Raw genomic sequence first — 21,888 nt, 5'->3', positions numbered from 1 at the left:
ATGCTACGGTTTATTCCGCTGACGGCGTTGTTGCTGGGCGCTGCCGCGACGCCGGCGAAGGTCGATATGGCCGCAGCGATCCTGCCGCCGCCCGCAGCACCTGGTAAAGCGGTCGCGCCGTTCGTCAAATACGGCGCGGGTCAGATCGCGCTCGCGCATGTTCGAGTAATAGACGGCACCGGCGCTCCCGCAGCCGACGATCGCCTGGTGCTGATCGATGGCGGCAAAGTCGCAGGGGTCGGCGCCGGCGGCGACGCGGTGCCGGCGGGGTATCGCGTGATCGATGCGACCGGGCTGACGGTGATGCCGGGCATCGTCGGGATGCACGACCACATGTATTATGCCGCGCGGCCCAATCTGACGTCCGAGGGCAAGTCCGAACCGCCGATCATGGTCCCCGAAATGGCGTTCAGCTCGCCCCGAATGTATCTGGCGGCGGGCGTGACGACGATGCGCACGACCGGCGCGGTCGAGCCGGCAACGGACGCTAATATCAAGCGGGCGATCGACCATGGTGACCTGCCCGGTCCGCATATGGACGTGACCGGTCCCTATCTTGAAGGCGCGAGCAGCCCGTTCATCCAGATGCAGCGGCTGAAGGATGCCGACGATGCCCGCCGCGTCGTCGCGTTTTGGGCGGATCACGGCGTGACCTCGTTCAAGGCGTATATGAATGTCACCCGCGACGAGCTCAAGGCGGCGATCGATGAGGCGCATCGTCGCGGGCTGAAGCTCACCGGACACCTCTGTTCGGTAACCTATCCAGAGGCGGCCGCGCTCGGCATCGACGATCTTGAGCACGGTTTCTTCGTCAATACGCAGCTCGATCCGGGCAAGACGCCGGATACCTGCCCGGATAGCGGCGGCGATCCGACCTTGACTGCGATGACGCCCGGCAGTGCGGCTGGAGCGGCGCTGATCAAGCTGTTGGTCGACCACCATGTCGCGGTGACATCGACCTTGCCGGTATTCGAGGATGCTTCGCCTTCCTACAAGATACTGCCTCCGCGCCAATTGGAGCTGCTGACCGTGGAGGCGCGGGCGGCGTATCTTTATGGGTTCGCCCGGGTCGGTCGCCGCAGCGTCGCTGCGCGGGCCGAACTGGCGACTTTGTGGACCAACGAGCTTGCGATGGAACGCGCCTTCGTTGCCGCCGGCGGCCTGTTGCTGGCCGGCCCCGATCCCACCGGCGACGGGCATGTCTTGCCGGGATTCGGCGATCAGCGCGCAATCGAATTGCTGGTCGACGCAGGGTTTTCGCCGATCGAGGCGATCCGCATCGGTACGTTCAACGGTGCGGCCTATCTGGGGCTGGCCGATCGGATCGGCTCGATCGCAGCGGGCAAGCATGCCGATCTGCTGCTCGTCCGTGGCGATCCGTCGCGGCACATCGCCGACATCGAGAATGTCGAGACGGTGTTCAAGGATGGCGTCGGCTATGATCCGGCGGCGCTGCTGGCATCGGTGCGCGGGCGCTACGGCCAATATTGAGAGCGAAAAATCGGGGCGGTCCAGGAGAGAACCGCCCCGCAGTTCGGGAAGAGCCGGCACATGGGGATGAACCGGCGCTCGCGGTATGCAAGGGGCCTACCGCGAGCGGCGCTGTGAGCGCGAGTTGTCGCAGCGACGTGTCAGCTTTGTATCAAAGTGTCGCAAGCGATTGAATTTGCGGCGAACGGTTTTCCCGCGCTCGCTTGCCCGATAAGATGCGCTGGCAGGCGGGGGAATCGGGCATGAGCGAGTTGGACAGGCGCACGGCGATCGCGGCAATGGCTGGCGGGATGATGGTCGGATCGCTGCCCGCTCTGGCGGCGGAGCGGCGCGTCCTGAAAGCGAGTATCTCGCTCGAAGGCAATCGCGTGTTGATCGCGGTGGGTATGAACGGGCAGGGGCCGTTCATCTTCATGATCGACACCGGTACCTATGTGAGCATCGTCCGCCCCGATCTCGCCAAGAAGCTCAACTTGCCAGTGCAGGGCTATGAGGGCTCGCGCGGGATCGGTGGCAAGGGCGACCGGTACGCGATCTATCTTGCGCGTGATTTCATCATCGGCGGCGGGATCCGGCAGTCGTCGGTCGTGCTCGAGGATTCGTTCCGTTTCGGCTACGAGCAGGACATTTATGGAGCGCTGGCCGCGGGAATTCTGACCGCGCACGATACCGATCTCGATTTCGACGCGGGCGAACTGCGCCTTTACCCCAACGGCCGCGGCGACCGCGCGGGCTATGTCGCGGCCGATGCCGAAATCCCCCGCGCGGATCAGCCCGACCGCGGATCGCGCAAGATCGTCGCGACGATCCTCGTCAACGGCCACCCGGTGCGGTGCGCGCTGGATACCGGCTCGCCCAACACGCTGTCCCTCAACCAGTCGGCCGCGCGGCGGCTGGGATTGTGGGACGGTCGGCCTTTCGCGCCGAACCGTCCCAAGGGGATCGGGGGTGCCGGGCCGATCGCGCGGATTGTGCGGGTGAACGAGATGACGATGGGCGACGTACGGCTGGGCAGCCCGCTGATCTCGTTACTTGGCAACGATGTGGGTAGCAACCTGGACGGGATCGTCGGCCTTTCGTTCATTCGCCTGTTCAACATGTCGATCGATTCCCACGGCCGCAAATTGTGGATCAAGCCTAGTCGCCAGGTCTCGCCGCCTTACCGTTATGGTCCGTCGGGGCTTTGGCTCGATCGCGACGGCTCACGCATCACCGTCGCCTCCGTAGGCAATGGCAGCCCCGCGGCCAAAGCAGGTATCCAGCCGGGCGACCGCGTCGCGGGCGAGTGGGGAGACGTATTGAGGAAAATCAGCCAGTCCGTCGGCAGCAAGGTCATATTGACGATCGAGCGGAGCGGCCAATCGCGCGAGGTCGCGTTCACGCTCGCCGACTTTCTGTAAGCCGCGATCAGTCGCTCGCGACTCCAATTGCCGGTTCGCCAGGGCAAAAAAAGGGGGCGGTCCGCAGGTGGAACCGCCCCGTAGTTCAGGGAGGACCGGCCGACAGGGGAGACGGCCGGAACAAGCCGCGGCAAGCAAGGGGAAGAACTCTCCGCGGCAACACCTAGGTAGGCGCTCTTTGTCGCAGTACAATGTCGCAATTGTTGCAAATTGTCGCAGGCTGCGTGCAGTGGGCGCATGCACCCGATCATCGCCAATCGCCGCATCCTGCTCGCCGCCCTGGTCGGCACCTCGGTCGAGTTTTACGACTTCTATATCTACGCGACCGCCGCCGCTCTGGTGCTCGGGCCGCTGTTTTTCCCGTCGAGCTCCGACACCGCGCAATTGCTGTCGGCTTATGCCAGTTTCGGATTGGCGTTCGTGGCGCGCCCGGTCGGGGCCGCGGTGTTCGGTCATTTCGGCGACAGGATCGGGCGGAAATCGACCCTGGTCGCCAGCCTGATGCTGATGGGCGCGTCGACATTGCTGATCGCGTTCCTGCCGACCTATCAGCAGATAGGCTGGTGGGCGCCGTTATTGCTGTGCGTGCTGCGCTTCGGCCAGGGATTCGGACTTGGCGGCGAGTGGGGCGGAGCAGCTTTGCTGGCGGTCGAGAATGCACCGGAAGGATGGCGCGGCAGGTTCGGCACCGCGCCGCAAATGGGCGCGCCGATCGGGTTCATTGCCGCGAACGGCCTGTTCCTCATTCTCGGCGTGACGTTGACGCCCGATCAGTTTCGCGACTGGGGATGGCGGCTGCCGTTCCTGGCCAGCGCGATCCTGGTCGGGCTGGGGCTTTGGGTGCGGCTCAAGGTAAGTGAGACGCCGGCGTTCAAGCGCGTGCTCGCGGAAGGGCCGCCGCCGAGCGTTCCTTTGGGCGAAATGGCGCGCGAGCATTTCGGCGCGGTCGTGCGCGGGACGCTCGCGGTAGTGGCATGCTTCGCGATCTTCTACATCGCGACCGCCTTCGCATTGGGATACGGCACGACCAAGCTCGGGCATCCCAAACAGGCATTTCTCGGCGTCCAGCTCATCGCCATATTGTTCATGGCCGCCGGCATCGCGATCGCCGGTTGGTGGAGCGATCGGTCGAGCCCGCGCAAGGTGTTGATGTGGGGATGCGCCGGGACGGTCGCCGCCGGAATAGCGCTCGCGCCGCTGATGGCCGGGCCGCTGGCGTTGGCCGGCCTGTTCCTGGCCTTGGCATTGTTTGTGATGGGGTTCGTTTACGGGCCGGTCGGCGCATGGCTGCCCGATCAGTTTCCGGCGCGCGTGCGCTACACCGGAGCATCGATCGCCTTCAATGTCGGCGGCGTGATCGGCGGCGCGCTGACCCCGTTCGCGGCACAGGCATTGTCGGCGAAGGGGCTCGGCTGGGTCGGCCTGTATCTCGCCGCGGCGGGCGTGTTGAGCTGGATCGGCCTCGCGGCGTCGCGCCGCCGCTGAGGAAGTAGCGCCGGGCGGCTCAAGAAATCGGCAATACGCGCCCCGTAGCGGGACAGCGTTGTAACAAGCTTGTCACACGATCCGTGCAGGGCGACGGCATGGCTACCGATTTGACGGCTGATTCCAGCCAAGTGCCTCTTGCGGCCGAGCCCGGCCCGATCTCACGGGGCCCGCGACTCGATCAGCCCAACCACCCGATTGCGAAATTCGTTTTCGTGGCGTTGATTGTCGGCGCGCTTGGCTATGCCGGCTATTCGATCCTGGTCGACACCCACCATGTCGGCGAACAGATGGCGACGCACGTCTTCGCCTTCCTGATCGTGGCGTTGGTGATCGCGCTGGGATTCGAGTTCGTGAACGGCTTTCACGACACCGCCAATGCGGTCGCCACCGTCATCTACACCAATTCCATGCCCGCGCCGCTTGCCGTGATCTGGTCGGGCACGTTCAATTTTCTCGGCGTGCTGTTTTCGTCGGGGGCGGTCGCCTATACGATCGTCACGCTGTTGCCGGTCGATCTGATCCTGCATGTCGGGTCCAGCGCCGGCTATGCGATGATCTTCGCGCTGCTGTTGGCGGCGGTGTTGTGGAACCTGGCGACCTGGTATGTCGGGTTGCCCAATTCGTCGAGCCATACGCTGATCGGTTCGGTACTGGGCGTCGGTCTCGCCAATCAGGTCATTTCGTCGGGTTCCAAGGGCGGCACCGCCGGCGTCGACTGGAGCCAGGCCTATGGCGTGCTTTCGGGCCTGTTCTGGAGCCCGCTGATCGGCTTCGTTTGCGCGTTCCTCCTGCTGTTCGCGATGAAGGCGGTGATCCGCACACCCAGCCTCTACGAGGAACCGGTAGGAGACGCGCCGCCGCCTAAGCCGATCCGCGCGCTGCTGGTCTTCACCTGTACCTTGGTCAGCTTCTTCCACGGCTCGAACGATGGGCAAAAGGGGATGGGCCTGATCATGCTCATCCTGATCGGCTGCGCGCCGACCGCTTATGCGCTCAACCGAACGATGCCGGCCAGCGCGACGGCGGCGTTCATCGAGACCGCGAAAACCGGGGTCGCGCCGTTCGCGACGCGTGCCGGCACCATCGATCCAAACACCGATCATGCCCGCACTACGCTCGTCGCCGCGCTTCAGCAGCGCAAGGCCAACGACGCGCGAGTCTATGGCGCGATCACGACTCTGTCGGCCGATATCAGCCAGCGGATCCGGGGATATGGCGCCATCTCCAACATTCCCGCGGCGGCGACCGGAAACCTGCGCAACGACATGTACCTGGTCCTCGACACGTCGAAACTGATTACCAAGGCCAAGGACGCGGGCACGCGGTTCCGACCTGCCGAACTCAAGGCAATCGACGGCTATCAGAAGAATTTGGAGCAGGGTACGCGCTACATCCCGATCTGGGTGAAGCTGGCGGTCGCGATCGCGCTCGGCCTCGGCACGATGGTGGGCTGGCGCCGCATCGTGAAGACGGTAGGCGAACGGATCGGCAAGACCCACCTGACCTATGGCATGGGTGCCGCCGCCGAACTGGTCGCCGGCTTGACGATCGCTTTCGCCGACAGGATGGCGGTGCCGGTCTCGACCACGCACATCCTGACGTCGGGCGTGGCCGGCGCCAGCCTCGCCAATCGCGCCGGGCTGCAATTTCGCACCATAAGGAACATGGTGCTCGCCTGGGTGTTGACGCTCCCGGCGGCAATGATCCTGTCGGGCGGACTCTATTGGATCCTGTTGCAATTCGTCAGCTGACGATCGGCTGATCGCGGGGAGGGGAGAGCGGATTTTTGCTCTCCCTTTCATTTAAGGGTTGCTTGTTCGTTCGAACGAACTAATTGCGCGGTCCATGGTCCAGCAGCGACTCCTCGATATCGCGGTAGACGCTTTCGGAAAGCATGGCCTGGAAGGTGCCAGTACCCGAGAGATCGCGGCTGCGGCCGGCACCGCAATGTCCTCGATCACCTATCATTATGGCGGCAAGGAGGGACTCTATCTTGCCGCCGCCGACCATATCTCCAGCAAGATGGCGGAGGGCATGTCTCCGGCTCTACTCGTTGAGGTCGCCGATGGCGACGCGGTCGGCGCGCGTCGGGCCGTGCACGGCATGCTGGACGCGCTGTTCGACAAGATGATGGCGCAGCAGACCGAGAGCTGGAGCTTGTTCATCGTCCGCGAACAGATGCGGCCCACGGCCGCGTTCGCGCGGTTGTTCGACGGGCCGATGGGACAGATGATGCGGAAATTGATCCGGTTCATCTGCCTCGCCACCGGAATAGAGGACGACGAGGACGCGCGGATCACCGGCCTGATGCTGTTCGGGCAGGTTTTGGTCCTGCGCTCGGCCCGCGCCTCGGCGCTTCGGCTGTTCGAAATCGAAACGATCGGCGACGCGCTGGCACAGCGCATCCGCGCCCGTATCCACGCCAACACCAACGCCATTCTCGATGCCCTGACGGCGGAAGCAAAGGAAACGCGATGAGCGACGACACCCAGTCACAGGCGGCCTCCGACCAGCACGAAGCCGATGGAGAGACCAAGGGCGACGCCAAAGCCAAGGACGGCACGCCAATCTATCGCCGGCCGTTCTTCTGGGTGTTGATCCTGGTCGTGGCGGTCGCGGCAATTGGCGGCACGCTTTATTACCTGCACTCGCGTCAGTTCGAATCGACCGACGACGCGTTCGTCGACGCGCATATCGTCCGGATCGCTCCTGAAGTGGCGGGCACATTGATCGATGTCGCCGATCTCGACAACCGCCACGTCAATGCCGGCCAGTTGCTCGCGGTGATCAAGCCGACGGGCCCCGAGGCGCAGCTTGCCGAGGCGCGGGCAGGGGTGGACCAGGCGCTTGCCCAGCAGCAACAGGCCCTGGCGCAAGTCAGTAGCGCCACCGCCACGCGCAATCAGGCGGCGGCCGAAGCGCAGGCGCCTCTAGCTGCCGCGATCAAGGCGGCGCAGGACCTCGCCCGCTATCAGAATCTGGCGAAGATCGATCGCTCGGCGGTGGCCGCGACCCAACTCGACCAGGCACGCGCCAACGCCGCCTCGACGCGGGCGCAGGCCGACGCCGCACGGCGCCAGATCGCGAGCGCGGACGCCCAGATCGCCGTCGCCCGCAAGGCGGTCGATGCGGCGGGCGCGGTGATCGCCGCAAAGCGGGCTCAGGTCGCTCAAGCCAATGTCACCCTCGGCAATTTACGCCTCGTCGCTCCCGTCTCCGGCCAAGTGGTCAATCGCCAGGTCAACAAGGGATCGTACGTCGCGCCGGGCAGCCAGCTGCTTGCAATCGTGCCCGACACGATGTGGATCACCGCGAATTTCAAGGAAACCCAGCTCAAGGATATGCGCATCGGCCAGCCGGTGTCGATCAAGGTCGACGCCTATCCCGATGTCGAGTTCAAGGGCAGGGTCGATTCGATTCAGCGCGGCGCCGGCCAGGCCTTCGCCATCCTGCCGCCGCAGAACGCGACCGGCAATTATGTGAAAGTGGTCCAGCGCGTACCGGTGCGGATCAATTTCCTCGTCGGTAACGGCAATCCCGATCCGCGCAATTACCCGATCGGCCCCGGTATGTCGGTGACACCGTCGGTCAAGGTTCGCTGAGGTGGCGAGTGCCGCGGCACCGACCGGCGCGGCGAAGCCCGCGCCGAGCCAGGACGGCTGGGATGACGGAAGATCGGCGGCGGGGCGGTTCAACCCCTGGTTGATCGTCGCGATCATTTCGCTGCCGACCTTCATGGAGGTGCTCGACACCTCGATCGCCAATGTCAGCCTCGACCATATCGCCGGCGGCCTGTCGATCACCATCGATCAGGCGACCTGGGTGCTGACCAGCTATCTGGTCGCCAATGCGATCGTCATCCCGATCTCGGGCTGGCTGTCCGACGCGATCGGGCGCAAACGCTATTTCCTGATTTCGATCGCGTTGTTCACGATCTCCTCGTTCGTCTGCGGGATCGCTCCCAACCTAACCACTCTGGTCATCGCACGCGTGTTCCAGGGCATCGGCGGCGGTGGACTGGCGCCGGTCGAGCAATCGATGTTGGTCGACACGTTTCCGCCTCGTCAGCGCGGCATGGCGATGGCGGCCTTCGCGATCGTCGTCGTGGTCGGACCGGTGCTCGGCCCGACGCTCGGCGGGTGGATCACCGAGACGTCGAGCTGGCATTGGGTATTCCTCATCAACGTGCCGATCGGCATCGGCGCATGGATCCTGGCCGACTTGTTCGTCGACGAGCCCAAACAGGTGAAGGACGATCGCGCCAAGCGGCTCGAGGGCGGGCTTCGCATCGACTATATCGGCGTGATCCTGGTCGCGCTGGGCCTCGGCTTTTTCGAACTGACGCTCGACCGCGGCGAGCGCGAGGATTGGTTCGCTAGCGGCCTGATCGTCGCGACGGCGACGATCTCGGCGGTGTCGCTGATCGCGCTGATCTTTTGGGAGCTCAACCATAAGGACCCGGTGGTCGACCTCAAATTGTTCAAGAACCGCAGCTTCGCGATCACCACGCTGATCATGGGCATCACCGGACTGATCCTCTTCGGCACGACCCAGCTGATCCCGCAAATGTTGCAGCAAGTGATGGGCTACAGCTCGTTCGATGCCGGGTTGGCGCTGACGCTCGGCGGTCTCGCGACCCTGGTCGCCGTGCCCTTCGCTGGCCGGCTGGTCGGCAAGGTCGATGCCAGGATTCTGCTCGGCGGGGCTTTGTTGGTGCAAGCCGCGGCGCTGTGGAACATGTCGCATTTCAGCGCCGACATCACCTTTGCCGATGCCGCGATGGGGCGGCTCTATCAGGCGATGGCGCTGCCATTCCTGTTCGTGCCGATCAATGCGGTCGCCTATCAGGGCCTGCCCCGCAACAAGACCGCGCAAGCCTCGAGCCTGCTCAACGTCGCGCGTAACCTGGGCGGGTCGATCGGCATTTCCGCCGCACAGTCGATGCTCGCCGGCGCGATGCAGCGTCACCAGACCGAATTGGTCCAGAAACTGAACCCACTCGACCCCAATTATACCGACTGGCTGGCCAAGGCGAAGGGAGCGTTCGCCGGGCTGGGGGATCCGACCATGCTGCCCCAGGCGATCCTGTATCAACAAGTTCAGCGGCAGGCGGCGATGCTCGGCTTCCTCGACGTGTTCCGGTCGCTGATGGTGCTGATCCTGATCCTGCTGCCGGTGGTCATCTTCATGAACTCGGGCAAGGGCGCGAGCGGGGGAATGGGACATTGATGATGTTGAAGAAATCGATCTCGCTCGTCTCGATGCTGGCGCTTGCCGCCTGCACCGTCGGTCCAAATTATACCAAGCCGGATCTGGCGGTGCCGGCGACCTATGCCGGCCCGCAGGGCGCTCCTCCGCCCGGCCAGGCCATCGATCCGGCGCATTGGTGGGAAGCGTTCAACGACCCCAAGCTGACCGACTTGATCAACCGCGCGCTCAAGGACAATCCCGATATGGCGACGGCCGCGAGCCGAGTGCGCCAGGCGCGGCTGGGCGAGATCCAGGCGCGCGCGCAATACAAGCCGGTGGTCAACGCGGACGCCAACGCAACCGACGTCAAATTCAGCAAGAATGCTGGCTTTGCGACCTTGGCGCGGGCCTTTTCCGGCGGCGGCAACAGCGGACCGCCTTCGGGCGTCGCCTTGCCCGGGGATAGCATCAAGACCTTTGCGGTCGGCTTCGACGCGAGTTGGGAACTCGACGTGTTCGGCGGTGGTCGCCGCGGCGTCGAAGCTGCGCTGGCGCGGACCGAGGCGGCAGAGTGGAACCAGCGCGACGCCGCGGTGACGCTCGCGGCTGAAGTCGCCGACGCCTATTTCGCGCTTCGCCTCGACCAGGAACAGATCGCCGTGCTCGACAGCGAAATCGAACGACAGGGCAGGGCGCTGCAGATCGCCGCGAATATCTCCAAGGTCGGGTTGACGCCGTCGATCGACGTTACCCGGCAGAACGGCAACATCACCGCCACACGCGCGCGGCTGGAACCGCTCAAGGCCGATCTCGACGTGCGCAAGCACGCGCTCGGCGTCCTGGTTGGGCAAACACCGGAAGCCTTGATGGCGGAATTGTCCGGGCCGTTACCAGCATTGGTGCCTACGCCGGAAATTCCGGCGGGATTGCCCAGCGACCTGCTGCGCCGCCGCCCCGACATTCGCGCCGCGGAACGCAATCTGGCCGCCTCGACCGCCGATATCGGCGTCGCGGTCGCCGATCTTTACCCGAAGTTCAGCCTGACCGGCATGGCCCAACTGATTTCGACTTCGCTCGGCAGTCTCTTCGCGGGCGATAGCCTGCAGCTGACCGGCACCGGACAGGCGACTTTTCCCCTGCTGGATTGGGGAAAGCGCAAGGCAAATGTTAAGATCCGCAAGGAGCAGCGTGAGCAAGCGTATCAGGATTATCGTCTGACCGTGCTGCAGGCGCTGCGCGACGTCGAGGACCCGTTGAGCAAGATCGACGCCGAACGCCGCCGTAACGCGCTGTTACGCCAGGCGCTGGCAGATGCCGACCGAACGGCCGCCGCGGATCAGGCGCGATACCAGGCAGGGCTGGTTGCGCAGGATACCGTCATCAATACGCAGGTGGATGTCCTGCGCGCCAGGGAAAACCTGGCGAATAGCGATGCGGAGCTGCGGCAGCTGTCGGTTGCCCTGTTCAAGGCGATCGGTGGCGGTTGGTCGGAAGGCGCATCCAGCGCCGGCTGACCAGCGCGTCACGCGATATCGAGGCTATTTTTTTCGCGCGACGTTTAACGGCGCGGTAATGGTTAGCGCCCGATTCGGAAAAGTTAATAAAAGGTTAATTTAGCGCGACTTTCCGTCGCCATTTTGGTGCGGCTAGAGGCCCAACCATCCAGATACAGAGCGACCCGCTTTCACCGCCAACTTGTTGAATCAACAAATTAACCGGTGAGAAGCGGGCCGTCTAAATTCGCTTTACCAGGGACGAATGGTTTCGCCGTGGATGAGCGCGATAAGAAACGCGAGCATTGCTTTACTCCTAATGCGCCCACCCCGGGCACCCGAGTTTCTTAATAGTTTTTTAACTTAAAAGCAATCGCGATTCCGGATAGTTACGTGTTTTCCCTGAGGTTTGGGCTGCCGGGCTTAAGAGTTCTTTCAGCCCCTTGGCGGTATCAGGGCGGTGATGGCGCGCGTTCCCACCCCGAACAGCCCGGTCGATGAGCCGGTGGGCCAAGCCGGCCTTTCGTCGACATCGCGGAGTCGTATGCGCGGTGCCGCGACCCCGTTCGCGCAGGTGTCCGCTACGAAACCCTGGGCCGTTCAGGCACTTGCGCAGATGACCAACCAGTCATTTCTGCGCCGGCATCTCGGTGTCGCGCGGTCGAACGACATCGCATTCGATATCGCCGACCGAATCGCCAACGCTATGCCTGGTGTGGTGGCTACTGTGATCGGCCGCTGGACGGTTGAAGTGGACACGTGCGTCGCCGACACTGCGGAACTTCAAGACTTCTCCGACAGCCTGACCGAAGCGCTGGCCGCGCCTTTCGACCTCGACGGCGAACGGCATCACATCGATCTTGCCATCGGCATCGCTGCCGGCCCCCCGGGCACGTTGGACGACATTCGCCTCGCCGAGGAAGCTGAAGACGCGTTGGTTCAATCGCGCAACGAGAACCAATTGGTGTTGCGTGACCTGTCGCAGATCGACCCGATGGTCGACAAATTGGCATTGAAGCGTGAGCTCAAGGGCGCGATCGATCGCGGCGAGCTGTTCCTGCAATATCAACCCAAAGTGCATGTCCGCCGCCAGGAGATCGCAAGCGCCGAGGCACTGGTGCGCTGGCGTCACCCGACGCGCGGGCTGATCCTGCCGAGCGACTTCATCCCGCTGGCCGAAACCTCACGAGATATCGACCGGCTGACGCTGTGGACGATCGAGCAGGTCATCACCGACCAGCATTATCTCCGGGCCGACGGCCAGGAGATCACGATCTTCGTCAATATCTCCGGCCAATTGCTGAGCAACGCTTCGTTCGTGAAGCGTGCGTGCGAAATGGTCAGTAGAGCGGGCGTCCCGCTCGGATTCGAGATCACCGAGACCTCGGTAATTCGCGATCCGGTCAGCGCGATCGCCAACCTCAATATCTTCGCCGATCACGGTATCGCGATTGCGATCGACGATTACGGCGCCGGTCTTTCGAGCCTTGCCTATCTCAAGGAATTGCCGGCGCGAGAACTCAAGATCGACAAGATGTTCGTCCTGCAGCTGACCAGCAGCAACCGCGACCCGCTGATCGTGCGATCGACCATCGACCTCGCCCATGCGCTGGAAATGGAAGTCACCGCCGAAGGTGTCGAGACTCCCGCGGCGCTGGCGCTGCTCAGCGTCATGGGATGCGACATGATCCAGGGCTATCTTATCAGCCGGCCGGTCGAGATCGAGGCGTTTCGTCAGTTCTTGCGCGACCACAAGGACGCCGCGCTGGTAGATTCGGCGCGGGCCAGCTTCCGCGCCGCCGCTTTTCGCCGCCTCGCCTAATCGGCCGCGGCGACCTTAGCGCGGTTTTAACGTCGCACGTTCATTCTGGCTACGTCATGAATCGGTGGATCCTACGCGCTTGCACGTTGTTTGCGATTCTCGTCGCGGTGCCATGCGTGGCGCAAGGCGACGCGGCGCCGGTTGACAAGGCACAGGTCGACAAGGCGCTGGAAGACGTCAAGGCGACGATGGGCGTCAATCCACAACTGACCGTGGAGAAGGCGATCGCCGCACGTCAGCTCGCCCAGCGCATGGCCGAGCCGGATCGCGACGTCGAGATCGCCACCGCTCTGTGGCTTCAAGGTGTGGCCTCCAATTTCAGCGGCAAGCCTGCCGCCGCCGGTCAATTGTTGGCGCAAGCGCTGATCATTACCGAGCGCGCGGCCAAGGGCAGCAAGCTCAACGCCGATATCTTGCTCGCCCGGGGCAGTTGGAATGCCGACAAGGCCGATATCGCCAACGCGTTGCGCGACTATCAAGCGGCGCATGACCTCTATCGCGCGATCGGCGATACGACCGGCCAGGCCAAGGCATTGATCGGCATTGCCGGGATCTATCTCGATGCCAACGATTTCGACGGCGCGATCAAGAATAGCGACAAGGCACTCGCGGTCGGCAGCAGCGATCCTCAATTGCTGAGCACGATCCACGGTAACCGCGGCGACGCTCTGCGCGAGCTGAGACGCTATGACGAGGCTGAGGTCGAATTTCAGAAAGCGCTCAAGTTCGCGCGGCAGAGCCGGAACCCGGCACTCGAAGCGATGGTGTTGCGCAATCTGGCGCGAAACGAATTGTGGGGCGGCAGACTCGATGATGCCGAAACGACGATCGCGCAGGGCTTCCGCCTGACCGACAGCTCCTCACGCGATGATGCTGCCCAGCTCTGGGCGCTCGACGCCAAGGCCGCGTTCGAGCGGGGTAAGCTGACCGATGCGCGTGCGAAGATCGAACGCGCCTTTGCTTTGGCCGGCGGCGCGGTCGATACCGTGGCTTTCTGGCAGGCGCACACCACCGCCTATGACATTTACAAGGCGCTGGGCGACACGCCGCAGGCGCTGCACGAGCTCGAGGTGATTCGCGCGATCGACGAAAAAACGACGACGACCGCGCGATCGAACAACACTGCGCTGATGAGCGCGAAGTTCGACTTCGCCAATCAGGAACTCCAGATCGCCAAGCTTCAGGCTGATGAGGCGAAGAGGCGCGCCGATGCGCAGTTCTGGATATTCGTCGCGACCGCCATGGTGTCGGTCGTCGTGTTCGGCATGTTGAGCTTCGGCTTGATCACGATCCGCAAGAGCCGGAACCAGGTGCGCGCGGCCAATATCGATCTCGAAGCGAGCAACGCTGCTCTGGGCAAGGCGCTGGCCGCCAAGACCGAATTCCTGGCCACTACCAGTCACGAAATTCGCACGCCGCTCAACGGTATTCTCGGTATGACCCAAGTCATGTTGGCCGATCGACGGCTGGACCCCGCGATGCGCGACCGGATCGGGGTGGTGCACGGCGCCGGCGTATCGATGCGCGCGCTGGTCGACGACATTCTCGACGTGGCCAAGATGGAGACGGGTAATCTGACGATCGAGCGCGCGCCGGTCGACTTGGCGGCGATGCTGCGCGACGTATCACGGATGTGGCAGGATCAGGCTGCCGCGAAGGGGGTTGGCTTCGAGCTCGACGTCAGCGAAGCGCCGCCCCGGATCGAAAGCGATCCGGCGCGTTTGCGACAAATCGCGTTCAATCTGCTTTCCAATGCGCTGAAATTCACCCAAAATGGATATATTCACGTCCGGTCGGGGGTGATTCATGGGGCCGACGGCGAATACGTGACCATCGAAATCCGCGATACGGGGATCGGTATCCCGCCCGACAAGCTCGAACTTATCTTCGAGTCGTTCCGTCAGGCTGACGCCGGCACCACACGACAGTTCGGTGGTACCGGCCTGGGCCTGGCGATCTGCCGCAACATCGCGCGGGCGATGGGCGGCGACGTCACCGTGGCCAGTGTCGTGGGCGAGGGATCGACCTTTACCGTGGCGGTCCCGCTGGTTCGCGTCGATGAGGAGCAGGTTACGGCGGTTGCCGACGATCATGGCAAGGTTCTGCTCATCCTCGACAAGAATCCGATTAGCCGGGCGATGCTCAAGACGTTGTTCGTCCCGCGCTTCCCGTCGGTGAAGGTCGCTGGGTCGATCGACGACGCCGCGGCGATGCTGGAAGAAGGTCGAATCCAGCGGATCCTCACCGACGAAGCGACGATGGCGATGGATGGCGACGTGGAGGCGGCGATCACGCGCCTGGGCGGTGCGCCGATGTCGTTGCTATGGACTAACCCGGATGCCGCCGACCGCGACCGGTTAACCGCGGCGGGCGTAGATCAACTGATCGCCAAGCCGATCGCCGGCGCCGCATTGGTTCAAACAATCGTTTCGGTAACGAAAGATGAAGATGTTGATAGTCGGGCCGCTTAGGCAGATAGGGGATCGACCATGATCTCTGATGCCCTCCACGCCGCGGTTCGGATTGGTCCGCTACGATGAATGTGCTTTTCATCGAGGACGATCCGATGAACCGTCGCGTCGTGGCCGACATGCTCGACGTCGCGGGCGCGGCAATGACCGAGGCGGAAAGCGCCGAGATCGGTCTGGAACTGATCGACAAGCGCGATTTCGACATGGCGCTGGTCGACCTGCGCATGCCCGGGATGGATGGTATCACCGCGATCCGACGCATTCGTGGGCGTCCCGATGCCAAAGCCAAGCTGCCGATCATCGTCGTCACCGCCGACACCGCCATCGACCTGCGCGAACGCTGCATCGCGGCGGGCGCCAACGAGGTGTTGTTCAAACCGGTGGCGATGGACGCTCTGTTCGAGGCGATGGGACGCATTCTCGCCAGCGGCGAGGGCGACGTTATTCTTTAGCCATTTCGGCTCGCCCCCGCTCGTGGCAAGAGCGCCGCCATGATCGAACGTCTTTCCGCTGAATCACGCCTGCTTGGTAGAAGCGGCATCCTGGTCTCGCCGATCGCCTGGGGCATGTGGCGGCTGCGCGGTGACGACGTCGCCGGCGCCCGAACGCTGATCGAGGCAGCGCTCGACAGCGGTATAACGCTCTTCGACACGGCCGATATCTACGGGTTCAACGGGACCAGCGGGTTCGGCGATGCCGAGGCGGCGCTCGGCCGCGTGCTCGCAGAAGCGCCCGAATTGCGCGCACATATGGTGGTGGCGACCAAGGGCGGGATCATCCCTGGCGTGCCGTATGATTCGAGTCCGGGCTATCTCGAGCGCGCGCTCGACGCGTCGCTGCGGCGCCTGGGCGTCGACCAGGTCGATCTCTGGCAAGTCCACCGACCCGATTTGCTCGCGCATCCGCAGGAACTGGCGGCGACGCTGGAGAAGATGATCGCGAGCGGGAAGACACTGGCGGTCGGAGTGTCCAATTTCACGCCGGCGCAGGTCGCGGCGCTCGAAAGCTTCCTCACCGTGCCGCTGGCGAGCACGCAGCCTGAACTCTCGCCGCTCCACACCGATCCGCTTTGGGATGGCACGCTCGATCTGGCGATGACGCGCGGTCACGCCGTCCTGGCCTGGTCGCCGTTGGGCGGAGGGCGGCTGGGCCAGGACGGACCGGTTGCCGCGTTGCTGGAGGGGAAGGGCGCGCAATATGGCGTGTCCGCGGCGGCGGCAACCTATGCGTGGCTGATGGCGCACCCGGCGCGGGTCATTCCGATCGTCGGAAGTCAGCGCGTCGAGCGAATCCGTGAGGCGCGCGATGCCTTCAAGGTCGAATGGTCGCGCGTCGAATGGTATGAGGTTTTGCAGGCCTCGATGGGGAAGAAACTGCCCTGATCGCTCGGCCGTAAAGGCAGGATGCTGGAGGCCCGTGCCGGAATCGAACCGGCGTAAACGGATTTGCAGTCCGGTGCGTAACCACTCCGCCAACGGGCCTCGAAGGCGTGGTAAGGCGGGGGGCTTTGCGCATCGGACCGCCTCAAGTCAACAGTGGCGTTATATGACGCATATAATTTAATGCGCTATTGCGGGTTGGCGTGCGGCGCGGCGCACCATATAGCAGCCGAGCGGCATCGAAGTGTGTTGCATACGTAAAACAGTTATGCGATTGGGCGGGCTATGAACAATTTGGCGCCAGAGACGGTCGGCGACGATATCAGCTTCGAGGCGATGCGCCATGCCATGGTGCAGAGCCAGTTGCGTACCAACGCGGTCAACGATCCGCGCGTGGTGACCGCGATGGCCAGGGTTCCGCGCGAGGAATTCGTGCCCGAAAGCGCGCGCCGGTTGGCCTATCGCGACACCGCCGTAGCGATCGGCAACGGTCGTTATCTCAATCTGCCGATCGCCACCGGCAAATTGCTGACCGAGGCGTATCTGGAGCCGACCGATAAGGTGCTGCTGATCGGCGCAGCCGGCGGTTATACCGCCGCTGTGCTGTCCGGCCTGGTGCGCTCGGTCGTCGCGGTCGAAAGCGAGGCCGATCTTGCCGCGCATGCCCGCGCCGCGCTGGCGGGCTACGGCAATGTCGAGTTGGTGGAAGGACCACTTGATCAGGGCCATCAGGCGGGCGGACCTTATGATGTGTTGATCGTCGATGGCTGCGTGGAGGTAATTCCCGAATCGCTCATCGGTCAGGTGACACCCGGAGGGCGGGTGGTAACCGGGCTGCGGGAACGTGGCGTATCGCGCCTCGCGTCCGGGCGTACGATCAAGGGGGCGTTCGGGCTGCGCGCTTTCGCCGACGTGGATTGCGTTGCGCTGCCCGGTTTTTCGGCGCCGCGGAGCTTCGCGTTTTGAAAGAAATGGCGTTTTGAAAGAAATGGGGAATTGATGCGCGTTTCCGTCCTGCTCGCTGGTGTAGCCATGGTCGCTATCGCTGCCGTGCCGGCTACCGCCGACACACTGCGTGAAGCGCTCGTCAAAGCGTATAACACCAATCCCGGCTTGGCCGCCGAGCGCGCCAATGTCCGCGCATCCGACGAGAACGTCCCGATCGCCAAGGCGCAGGGACGTCCGAACGTCGGCGTCACCGGCAATTATACCGAGAATGCGCTGAACAGCAGCCAGAACAGCTTGCTGTCACCCGATCGCCAGCTCCAGGCGAGCGCGCAGCTCGCGGTTCCGGTCTATAGCGGCGGCCGCGTCCGCAATTCGATCAAGGGCGCCGAGACTCGCGTCGAAGCGAGCAGGATGCAGCTGCGCGGCACCGAATCGGATACCTTCGTCGGCGTGGTCGGCGCCTATATGGACGTCATCCGCGACGAGGCGATCGTCGGACTGAACAAGGAAAACGTGAAGGTACTGGAGGTCAACCTCCAAGCTGCCAAGGATCGTTTCCAGGTCGGCGACCTGACGCGTACCGACGTTGCGCAGTCCGATGCGCGCCTGTCGGTCGCGCGCGGCCAGCTCGAACAGGCTCAGGCGCAGCTCATCTCGAGCAAGGAAAGCTACATTCGGGTGGTCGGTTCGCCTCCCGGGCAGCTGGAAGATCCGCCCGCTTTGCCGAACCTGCCCAATGCGCCCGACGACGCGGTCGACGTTGCGCTCAAAAACAATCCGGTGCTGCTCGCGGCACAACGCAACAGCGACGCGACGCGGTTCGACATCGATGCGGCCAAGGGCGCGCGGTTGCCGACGTTGAGCGGCGTCGTCGGCGGCAATTACTTCAACTATCTGGGTTCGTATGGCTCCGGCACCAGCCCGAAGCCGGGTCAGTCGGGGTCGGCGGGTACCGTCGGGCTGCAATTCTCCGTCCCGCTCTATCAGGGCGGCGGTCCGTCGGCCCAGGTGCGTCAGGCTCAGGCGCGCCGCGCTCAGGCGCTCGAGCAGGCAACCGATACCGAGCGCGGCGTGATCGCGCAGGCGCGCTCCGCCTACGCGATCTGGAAGTCGTCGCTCGAGGTGATCGCCTCGTCGCAGCGCGCGGTCGAGGCCAACAAACTGAGCCTCGAAGGCGTGAGGGCCGAGAATAGCGTCGGCAACCGCACCATCCTCGATATCCTCAACGCCGAGCAGGAATTGCTCAACAGCCAGGTGACGTTGGTGACCGCGCAGCGCGACGCCTATGTCGCCGGCTTTGCCTTGCTCGCGGCGATGGGGCAGGCGGAGGCGCGCGATCTCGGTCTCGAGGGCGGCGCGCTCTACGATCCGCTGACCAACTACAAGCGCGTCAAGGGCAAATGGAGCGACTGGGATATCGATCCGGCCTATAAACCGACCGGCACCAGTACGCGCGATACCCCGCCGCAGGACTCGTCGCAAAAGCGTCCGCTCGACCCTCAGTTGAATGCCCCGGTTGACACGGCCCCCGATCGTCCCGCAAACGAGACCAAATAGCTCGCGATTTTCGCGGGTTCGTGCGTCGTCAGGAAGCAGGCCGCCTATGGGGGATGTAAGCGCCGAACCGTCGATGGAGGACATCCTGTCCTCGATCAAACGGATCATCGCCGAGGATGTCGAGACCGGCGGGGCGTCGCGGGTGCGCCGTCGTCCGGCGCCGCAGCCGACTCCGGTCGAGGCTACCGAAGACGATGACGTGCTCGAATTGAACGAGCCCGCGCCCGATTCGGACGCGGCGCCGATGGCGGAGTCCGTTGCCGCGGCGCCCGCGTCTGCCCCGCCCGCCGAAAAGATCATCTCCGATGAGGCCGCCGAAGTCAGCCGTGCGCGGCTCGCCAGCCTGTCGCGGCTCGTCATCAAGCCCGAAGTCGCGGGCAGCGACACGCTTGAGGGGCTGGTCCGCGAGATGCTGAAGCCGATGCTGCGCGACTGGCTCGATACGAACCTGCCCGGCCTGGTCGAAGCCATGGTCGCCAAGGAAATCGCGCGGATCACCGGTCAGCGCTGAGCCGAGACGAAGCGAGTTTTGCGTACGACGGGTAGTTGCTCGCGCAACGACCTTCTGCTCTATCTCGGTCATGAAGAAGCTTCTCCTCGCGAGCGTCGCGCTCGCTTCGTTCGCTTTTCCCGCAACCGCGCGCCAGCTGACCATTGAGGATGTGACGATGCTCAGCCGCGTCTCGTCGCCGGCGATGTCGCCCGACGGTCATTGGCTGGTCTGGCAGCAGCGCGAGACCGACTTGGCGGGCGACAAGGGGCGCTATGATCTGTGGCGGCTCGACCTGACCGCCAAGGGCGCCAAGCCGGAAAAGCTGATCGGCGAATGGGCAGTTAATGAAACCAGCCCGCAATTCTCTCATGACGGCAAGACTGTCTGGTTCCAGTCGGACAAGGGCGGCGAGGACAATGTCTGGGCGGTCGCCGTCACCGGCGGCGCCCCGAGCCAAGTCACCGATCTCAAGGGCGGGATCGGTGGGTTCAAGGTCGCGCCGACCGAGGACAGATTGCTGATCTGGGCGGATCGCCTGCCCGGCGCGCCGTCGAGCGAGCCGGCCATGGTCAAGAAGCGCGACGATTCCGGCAATGGCCGCACCTTCGACCAGATGTTCATCCGCCATTGGGCGAGCTGGTCCGACGGCACGCGCTCGCAGCTGTTCGTGCTGCCGATGGCGAACGGCAAGGCGAACGGCTACGGCAAGGCGATCGAAGGTGGGTTGGTCGGCGATTCTCCCTCCAAGCCCTTTGGCGGCGGCGAGGAAGTGTCCTGGTCGGCCGACGGCAAGACAGTGTTCTTCGCCTTGCGGGAGGCGGGCCGGATCGAGCCGCTATCGACCAATCTCGACATCTTCGCGGCGCCCGCGGACGGATCGGCCGCGCCGACCAACCTGACCGATGCCAATGACGGCATGGACAACCTCCCAACCGCGTCGCCTGACGGCAAATATCTCGCCTGGTTCGCGATGAAGCGCCCGGGCTACGAAGCCGACCGACAGGTGTTGATGGTTCGCGACCTCGCCACAGGTCAGGTGCGTGCGCTGACCGAAGGCTGGGATCGCTCGGTCGGGTCGATCGCCTGGAGCGAGGACGGCAAGACGATCTACGTGACTGCCGAGGACACGCAGGAAACGCCGATTTTCGCGGTCGATCTCAAGTCGGGCAAGCCGACCCGGCTGACGCAGGAGGGCAATGTCACGGCGGTGGTGCCGACTGCCAAGGGCCTTGTCTATGCGATGAACTCGCTGACCGCGCCCGACGACTTTTACTGGCTTTCGGGCAAGAAGAGCGCGCGGCTGACTAGCGTCAATGCCGACAAGCTCGCCGGGATCGACATGCCGACGGTGACGCGGTTCAGCTTTACCGGCGCCAATAACGACAAGGTGTGGGGCTATGCGGTCAAGCCGGCCGGCCTCGCCGAGGGCGCCAAGGCGCCGGTGGCCTTCATGGTCCATGGCGGGCCGCAGGGATCGAGCAACAACAGCTGGTCGTACCGCTGGAACCCGGCTTTGTTTGCCGGCGCCGGCTACGGGCTGGTCGCGGTCGATTTCCACGGCTCGACCGGCTACGGTCAGGGCTTCACCGACGCGATCCGCAACAATTGGGGTGGCTGGCCGCTCGAGGACCTGAAGAAGGGGCTCGACGCCGCGACGACCAAGTTCGCCTGGCTCGACGGCAACAATGCCTGCGCGCTCGGCGCCTCCTATGGCGGCTATATGATGAACTGGATCGAGGGCAATTGGCCCGACCGCTTCAAGTGCATCGTCCAGCATGACGGCGTGTTCGACGCTCGTGCCATGGCGTACGAAACCGAAGAGCTCTGGTTCGACGAATGGGAGCATGGCGGCCATCCTTATTACGAGGATCCGGCCGCGTTCGAGAAATGGAACCCGGTGAATTTCGTCGACAAGTGGAAGACGCCGCAACTCGTCATCACCAGCGAGGGCGATTACCGCATTCCCTATACTCAGGGCGTCGCCGCCTTCACCGCGCTCCAGCGCCGCGACATTCCGTCGCGCCTGATCGTCTTCCCCGGCGGCAGCCATTGGGTGCTCAACCCCAAGGAAAGCCGCCAATGGTACCGTGAGGTGCTCGGTTGGATGGGCAAATGGACGGGGAAGGGCGCCAACTAGCCCTTTCCTATCCTCGATA

16 protein-coding genes and 1 tRNA gene are annotated in these 21,888 nt (G+C 64.0%); 16 read left to right on the top strand and 1 reads right to left on the bottom strand.

Annotated elements, in window-relative coordinates; genetic code table 11:
• From SPR01S_RS03210 to SPR01S_RS03155, 12 genes are all read left to right on the top strand, one after another.
• Positions 1-1,491, top strand: a complete 1,491-nt coding sequence (locus SPR01S_RS03210) for an amidohydrolase family protein (protein ID WP_245661848.1) — start codon at positions 1-3, stop codon at positions 1,489-1,491.
• A 242-nt stretch (positions 1,492-1,733) separates the two neighbouring features.
• A complete protein-coding gene (locus SPR01S_RS03205; RefSeq protein ID WP_169803364.1) occupies positions 1,734-2,891 on the top strand; it encodes an aspartyl protease family protein in 1,158 nt (385 codons plus the stop codon).
• Between the two features lie 237 nt (positions 2,892-3,128).
• Positions 3,129-4,376, top strand: coding sequence for an MFS transporter (locus tag SPR01S_RS03200; RefSeq protein WP_066584841.1), 1,248 nt, complete (start codon positions 3,129-3,131; stop codon positions 4,374-4,376).
• A gap of 98 nt (positions 4,377-4,474) precedes the next feature.
• The gene (locus SPR01S_RS03195; protein WP_066584838.1) at positions 4,475-6,130 is read left to right on the top strand and encodes an inorganic phosphate transporter; all 1,656 of its coding nucleotides are present in this window, start codon (positions 4,475-4,477) and stop codon (positions 6,128-6,130) included.
• Positions 6,131-6,224: 94 nt separating this feature from the next.
• Positions 6,225-6,857 (top strand): CerR family C-terminal domain-containing protein, encoded by a 633-nt coding sequence (locus SPR01S_RS03190; protein ID WP_066584835.1) that lies wholly within the window; start codon positions 6,225-6,227, stop codon positions 6,855-6,857.
• Positions 6,854-7,981, top strand: coding sequence for an HlyD family secretion protein (locus SPR01S_RS03185; RefSeq protein WP_066584832.1), 1,128 nt, complete (start codon positions 6,854-6,856; stop codon positions 7,979-7,981). The genes SPR01S_RS03190 and SPR01S_RS03185 overlap by 4 nt, the downstream gene beginning before the upstream one ends.
• A gap of 1 nt (position 7,982) precedes the next feature.
• On the top strand, positions 7,983-9,608 hold the full coding sequence (locus tag SPR01S_RS03180; protein ID WP_066584822.1) for a DHA2 family efflux MFS transporter permease subunit: 1,626 nt from the start codon (positions 7,983-7,985) through the stop codon (positions 9,606-9,608).
• Entirely contained in the window at positions 9,608-11,083 is a 1,476-nt protein-coding gene (locus SPR01S_RS03175) for an efflux transporter outer membrane subunit (protein ID WP_157081896.1), read from the top strand. Before SPR01S_RS03180 ends, SPR01S_RS03175 begins: the two co-directional genes overlap by 1 nt.
• Before the next feature lie 523 nt (positions 11,084-11,606).
• On the top strand, positions 11,607-12,884 hold the full coding sequence (locus SPR01S_RS03170) for a putative bifunctional diguanylate cyclase/phosphodiesterase (RefSeq protein WP_245661847.1): 1,278 nt from the start codon (positions 11,607-11,609) through the stop codon (positions 12,882-12,884).
• 56 nt (positions 12,885-12,940) lie between these two features.
• Positions 12,941-15,355, top strand: coding sequence for a sensor histidine kinase (locus SPR01S_RS03165; RefSeq protein ID WP_066584816.1), 2,415 nt, complete (start codon positions 12,941-12,943; stop codon positions 15,353-15,355).
• Positions 15,356-15,420: 65 nt separating this feature from the next.
• Positions 15,421-15,807, top strand: coding sequence for a response regulator (locus tag SPR01S_RS03160; RefSeq protein WP_066584812.1), 387 nt, complete (start codon positions 15,421-15,423; stop codon positions 15,805-15,807).
• A gap of 39 nt (positions 15,808-15,846) precedes the next feature.
• Positions 15,847-16,737 carry an aldo/keto reductase gene (locus SPR01S_RS03155; protein WP_066584809.1) on the top strand — a complete coding sequence of 297 codons (891 nt, stop codon included), beginning with the start codon at positions 15,847-15,849 and terminating at the stop codon, positions 16,735-16,737.
• 25 nt (positions 16,738-16,762) lie between these two features.
• Here the strand turns inward: SPR01S_RS03155 and SPR01S_RS03150 are convergent.
• Positions 16,763-16,836: transfer RNA gene (locus tag SPR01S_RS03150), tRNA-Cys, on the bottom strand.
• A gap of 183 nt (positions 16,837-17,019) precedes the next feature.
• Here SPR01S_RS03150 and SPR01S_RS03145 point away from each other — a divergent pair.
• From SPR01S_RS03145 to SPR01S_RS03130, 4 genes are all read left to right on the top strand, one after another.
• On the top strand, positions 17,020-17,700 hold the full coding sequence (locus tag SPR01S_RS03145; RefSeq protein WP_066584807.1) for a protein-L-isoaspartate O-methyltransferase family protein: 681 nt from the start codon (positions 17,020-17,022) through the stop codon (positions 17,698-17,700).
• A gap of 33 nt (positions 17,701-17,733) precedes the next feature.
• The gene (locus tag SPR01S_RS03140; RefSeq protein ID WP_066584798.1) at positions 17,734-19,239 is read left to right on the top strand and encodes a TolC family outer membrane protein; all 1,506 of its coding nucleotides are present in this window, start codon (positions 17,734-17,736) and stop codon (positions 19,237-19,239) included.
• 46 nt (positions 19,240-19,285) lie between these two features.
• Positions 19,286-19,750 carry a DUF2497 domain-containing protein gene (locus tag SPR01S_RS03135; protein ID WP_174531862.1) on the top strand — a complete coding sequence of 155 codons (465 nt, stop codon included), beginning with the start codon at positions 19,286-19,288 and terminating at the stop codon, positions 19,748-19,750.
• Positions 19,751-19,820: 70 nt separating this feature from the next.
• Positions 19,821-21,869: an alpha/beta hydrolase family protein gene (locus SPR01S_RS03130; protein WP_066584797.1), complete on the top strand. Its 2,049-nt coding sequence runs from the start codon at positions 19,821-19,823 to the stop codon at positions 21,867-21,869.
• Positions 21,870-21,888: the final 19 nt, after the last annotated feature.

The organism is Sphingomonas pruni NBRC 15498 (assembly GCF_001598455.1).
GTDB lineage: Bacteria > Pseudomonadota > Alphaproteobacteria > Sphingomonadales > Sphingomonadaceae > Sphingomonas > Sphingomonas pruni.
Note: the sequence above shows the minus strand (reverse complement) of the source record. Positions and strands in the feature narration are given on the sequence as shown.

What these genes read in the sequence shown, in the direction of transcription:
- SPR01S_RS03210 (WP_245661848.1), top strand. Translation starts at nt 1, where the DNA reads ATGCTACGGTTTATTCCGCTGACGGCGTTGTTGCTGGGCGCTGCCGCG.
- SPR01S_RS03205 (WP_169803364.1), top strand. Translation starts at nt 1,734, where the DNA reads ATGAGCGAGTTGGACAGGCGCACGGCGATCGCGGCAATGGCTGGCGGG.
- SPR01S_RS03200 (WP_066584841.1), top strand. Translation starts at nt 3,129, where the DNA reads ATGCACCCGATCATCGCCAATCGCCGCATCCTGCTCGCCGCCCTGGTC.
- SPR01S_RS03195 (WP_066584838.1), top strand. Translation starts at nt 4,475, where the DNA reads ATGGCTACCGATTTGACGGCTGATTCCAGCCAAGTGCCTCTTGCGGCC.
- SPR01S_RS03190 (WP_066584835.1), top strand. Translation starts at nt 6,225, where the DNA reads ATGGTCCAGCAGCGACTCCTCGATATCGCGGTAGACGCTTTCGGAAAG.
- SPR01S_RS03185 (WP_066584832.1), top strand. Translation starts at nt 6,854, where the DNA reads ATGAGCGACGACACCCAGTCACAGGCGGCCTCCGACCAGCACGAAGCC.
- SPR01S_RS03175 (WP_157081896.1), top strand. Translation starts at nt 9,608, where the DNA reads ATGATGTTGAAGAAATCGATCTCGCTCGTCTCGATGCTGGCGCTTGCC.
- SPR01S_RS03170 (WP_245661847.1), top strand. Translation starts at nt 11,607, where the DNA reads ATGCGCGGTGCCGCGACCCCGTTCGCGCAGGTGTCCGCTACGAAACCC.
- SPR01S_RS03165 (WP_066584816.1), top strand. Translation starts at nt 12,941, where the DNA reads ATGAATCGGTGGATCCTACGCGCTTGCACGTTGTTTGCGATTCTCGTC.
- SPR01S_RS03160 (WP_066584812.1), top strand. Translation starts at nt 15,421, where the DNA reads ATGAATGTGCTTTTCATCGAGGACGATCCGATGAACCGTCGCGTCGTG.
- SPR01S_RS03155 (WP_066584809.1), top strand. Translation starts at nt 15,847, where the DNA reads ATGATCGAACGTCTTTCCGCTGAATCACGCCTGCTTGGTAGAAGCGGC.
- SPR01S_RS03145 (WP_066584807.1), top strand. Translation starts at nt 17,020, where the DNA reads ATGAACAATTTGGCGCCAGAGACGGTCGGCGACGATATCAGCTTCGAG.
- SPR01S_RS03140 (WP_066584798.1), top strand. Translation starts at nt 17,734, where the DNA reads ATGCGCGTTTCCGTCCTGCTCGCTGGTGTAGCCATGGTCGCTATCGCT.
- SPR01S_RS03135 (WP_174531862.1), top strand. Translation starts at nt 19,286, where the DNA reads ATGGGGGATGTAAGCGCCGAACCGTCGATGGAGGACATCCTGTCCTCG.
- SPR01S_RS03130 (WP_066584797.1), top strand. Translation starts at nt 19,821, where the DNA reads ATGAAGAAGCTTCTCCTCGCGAGCGTCGCGCTCGCTTCGTTCGCTTTT.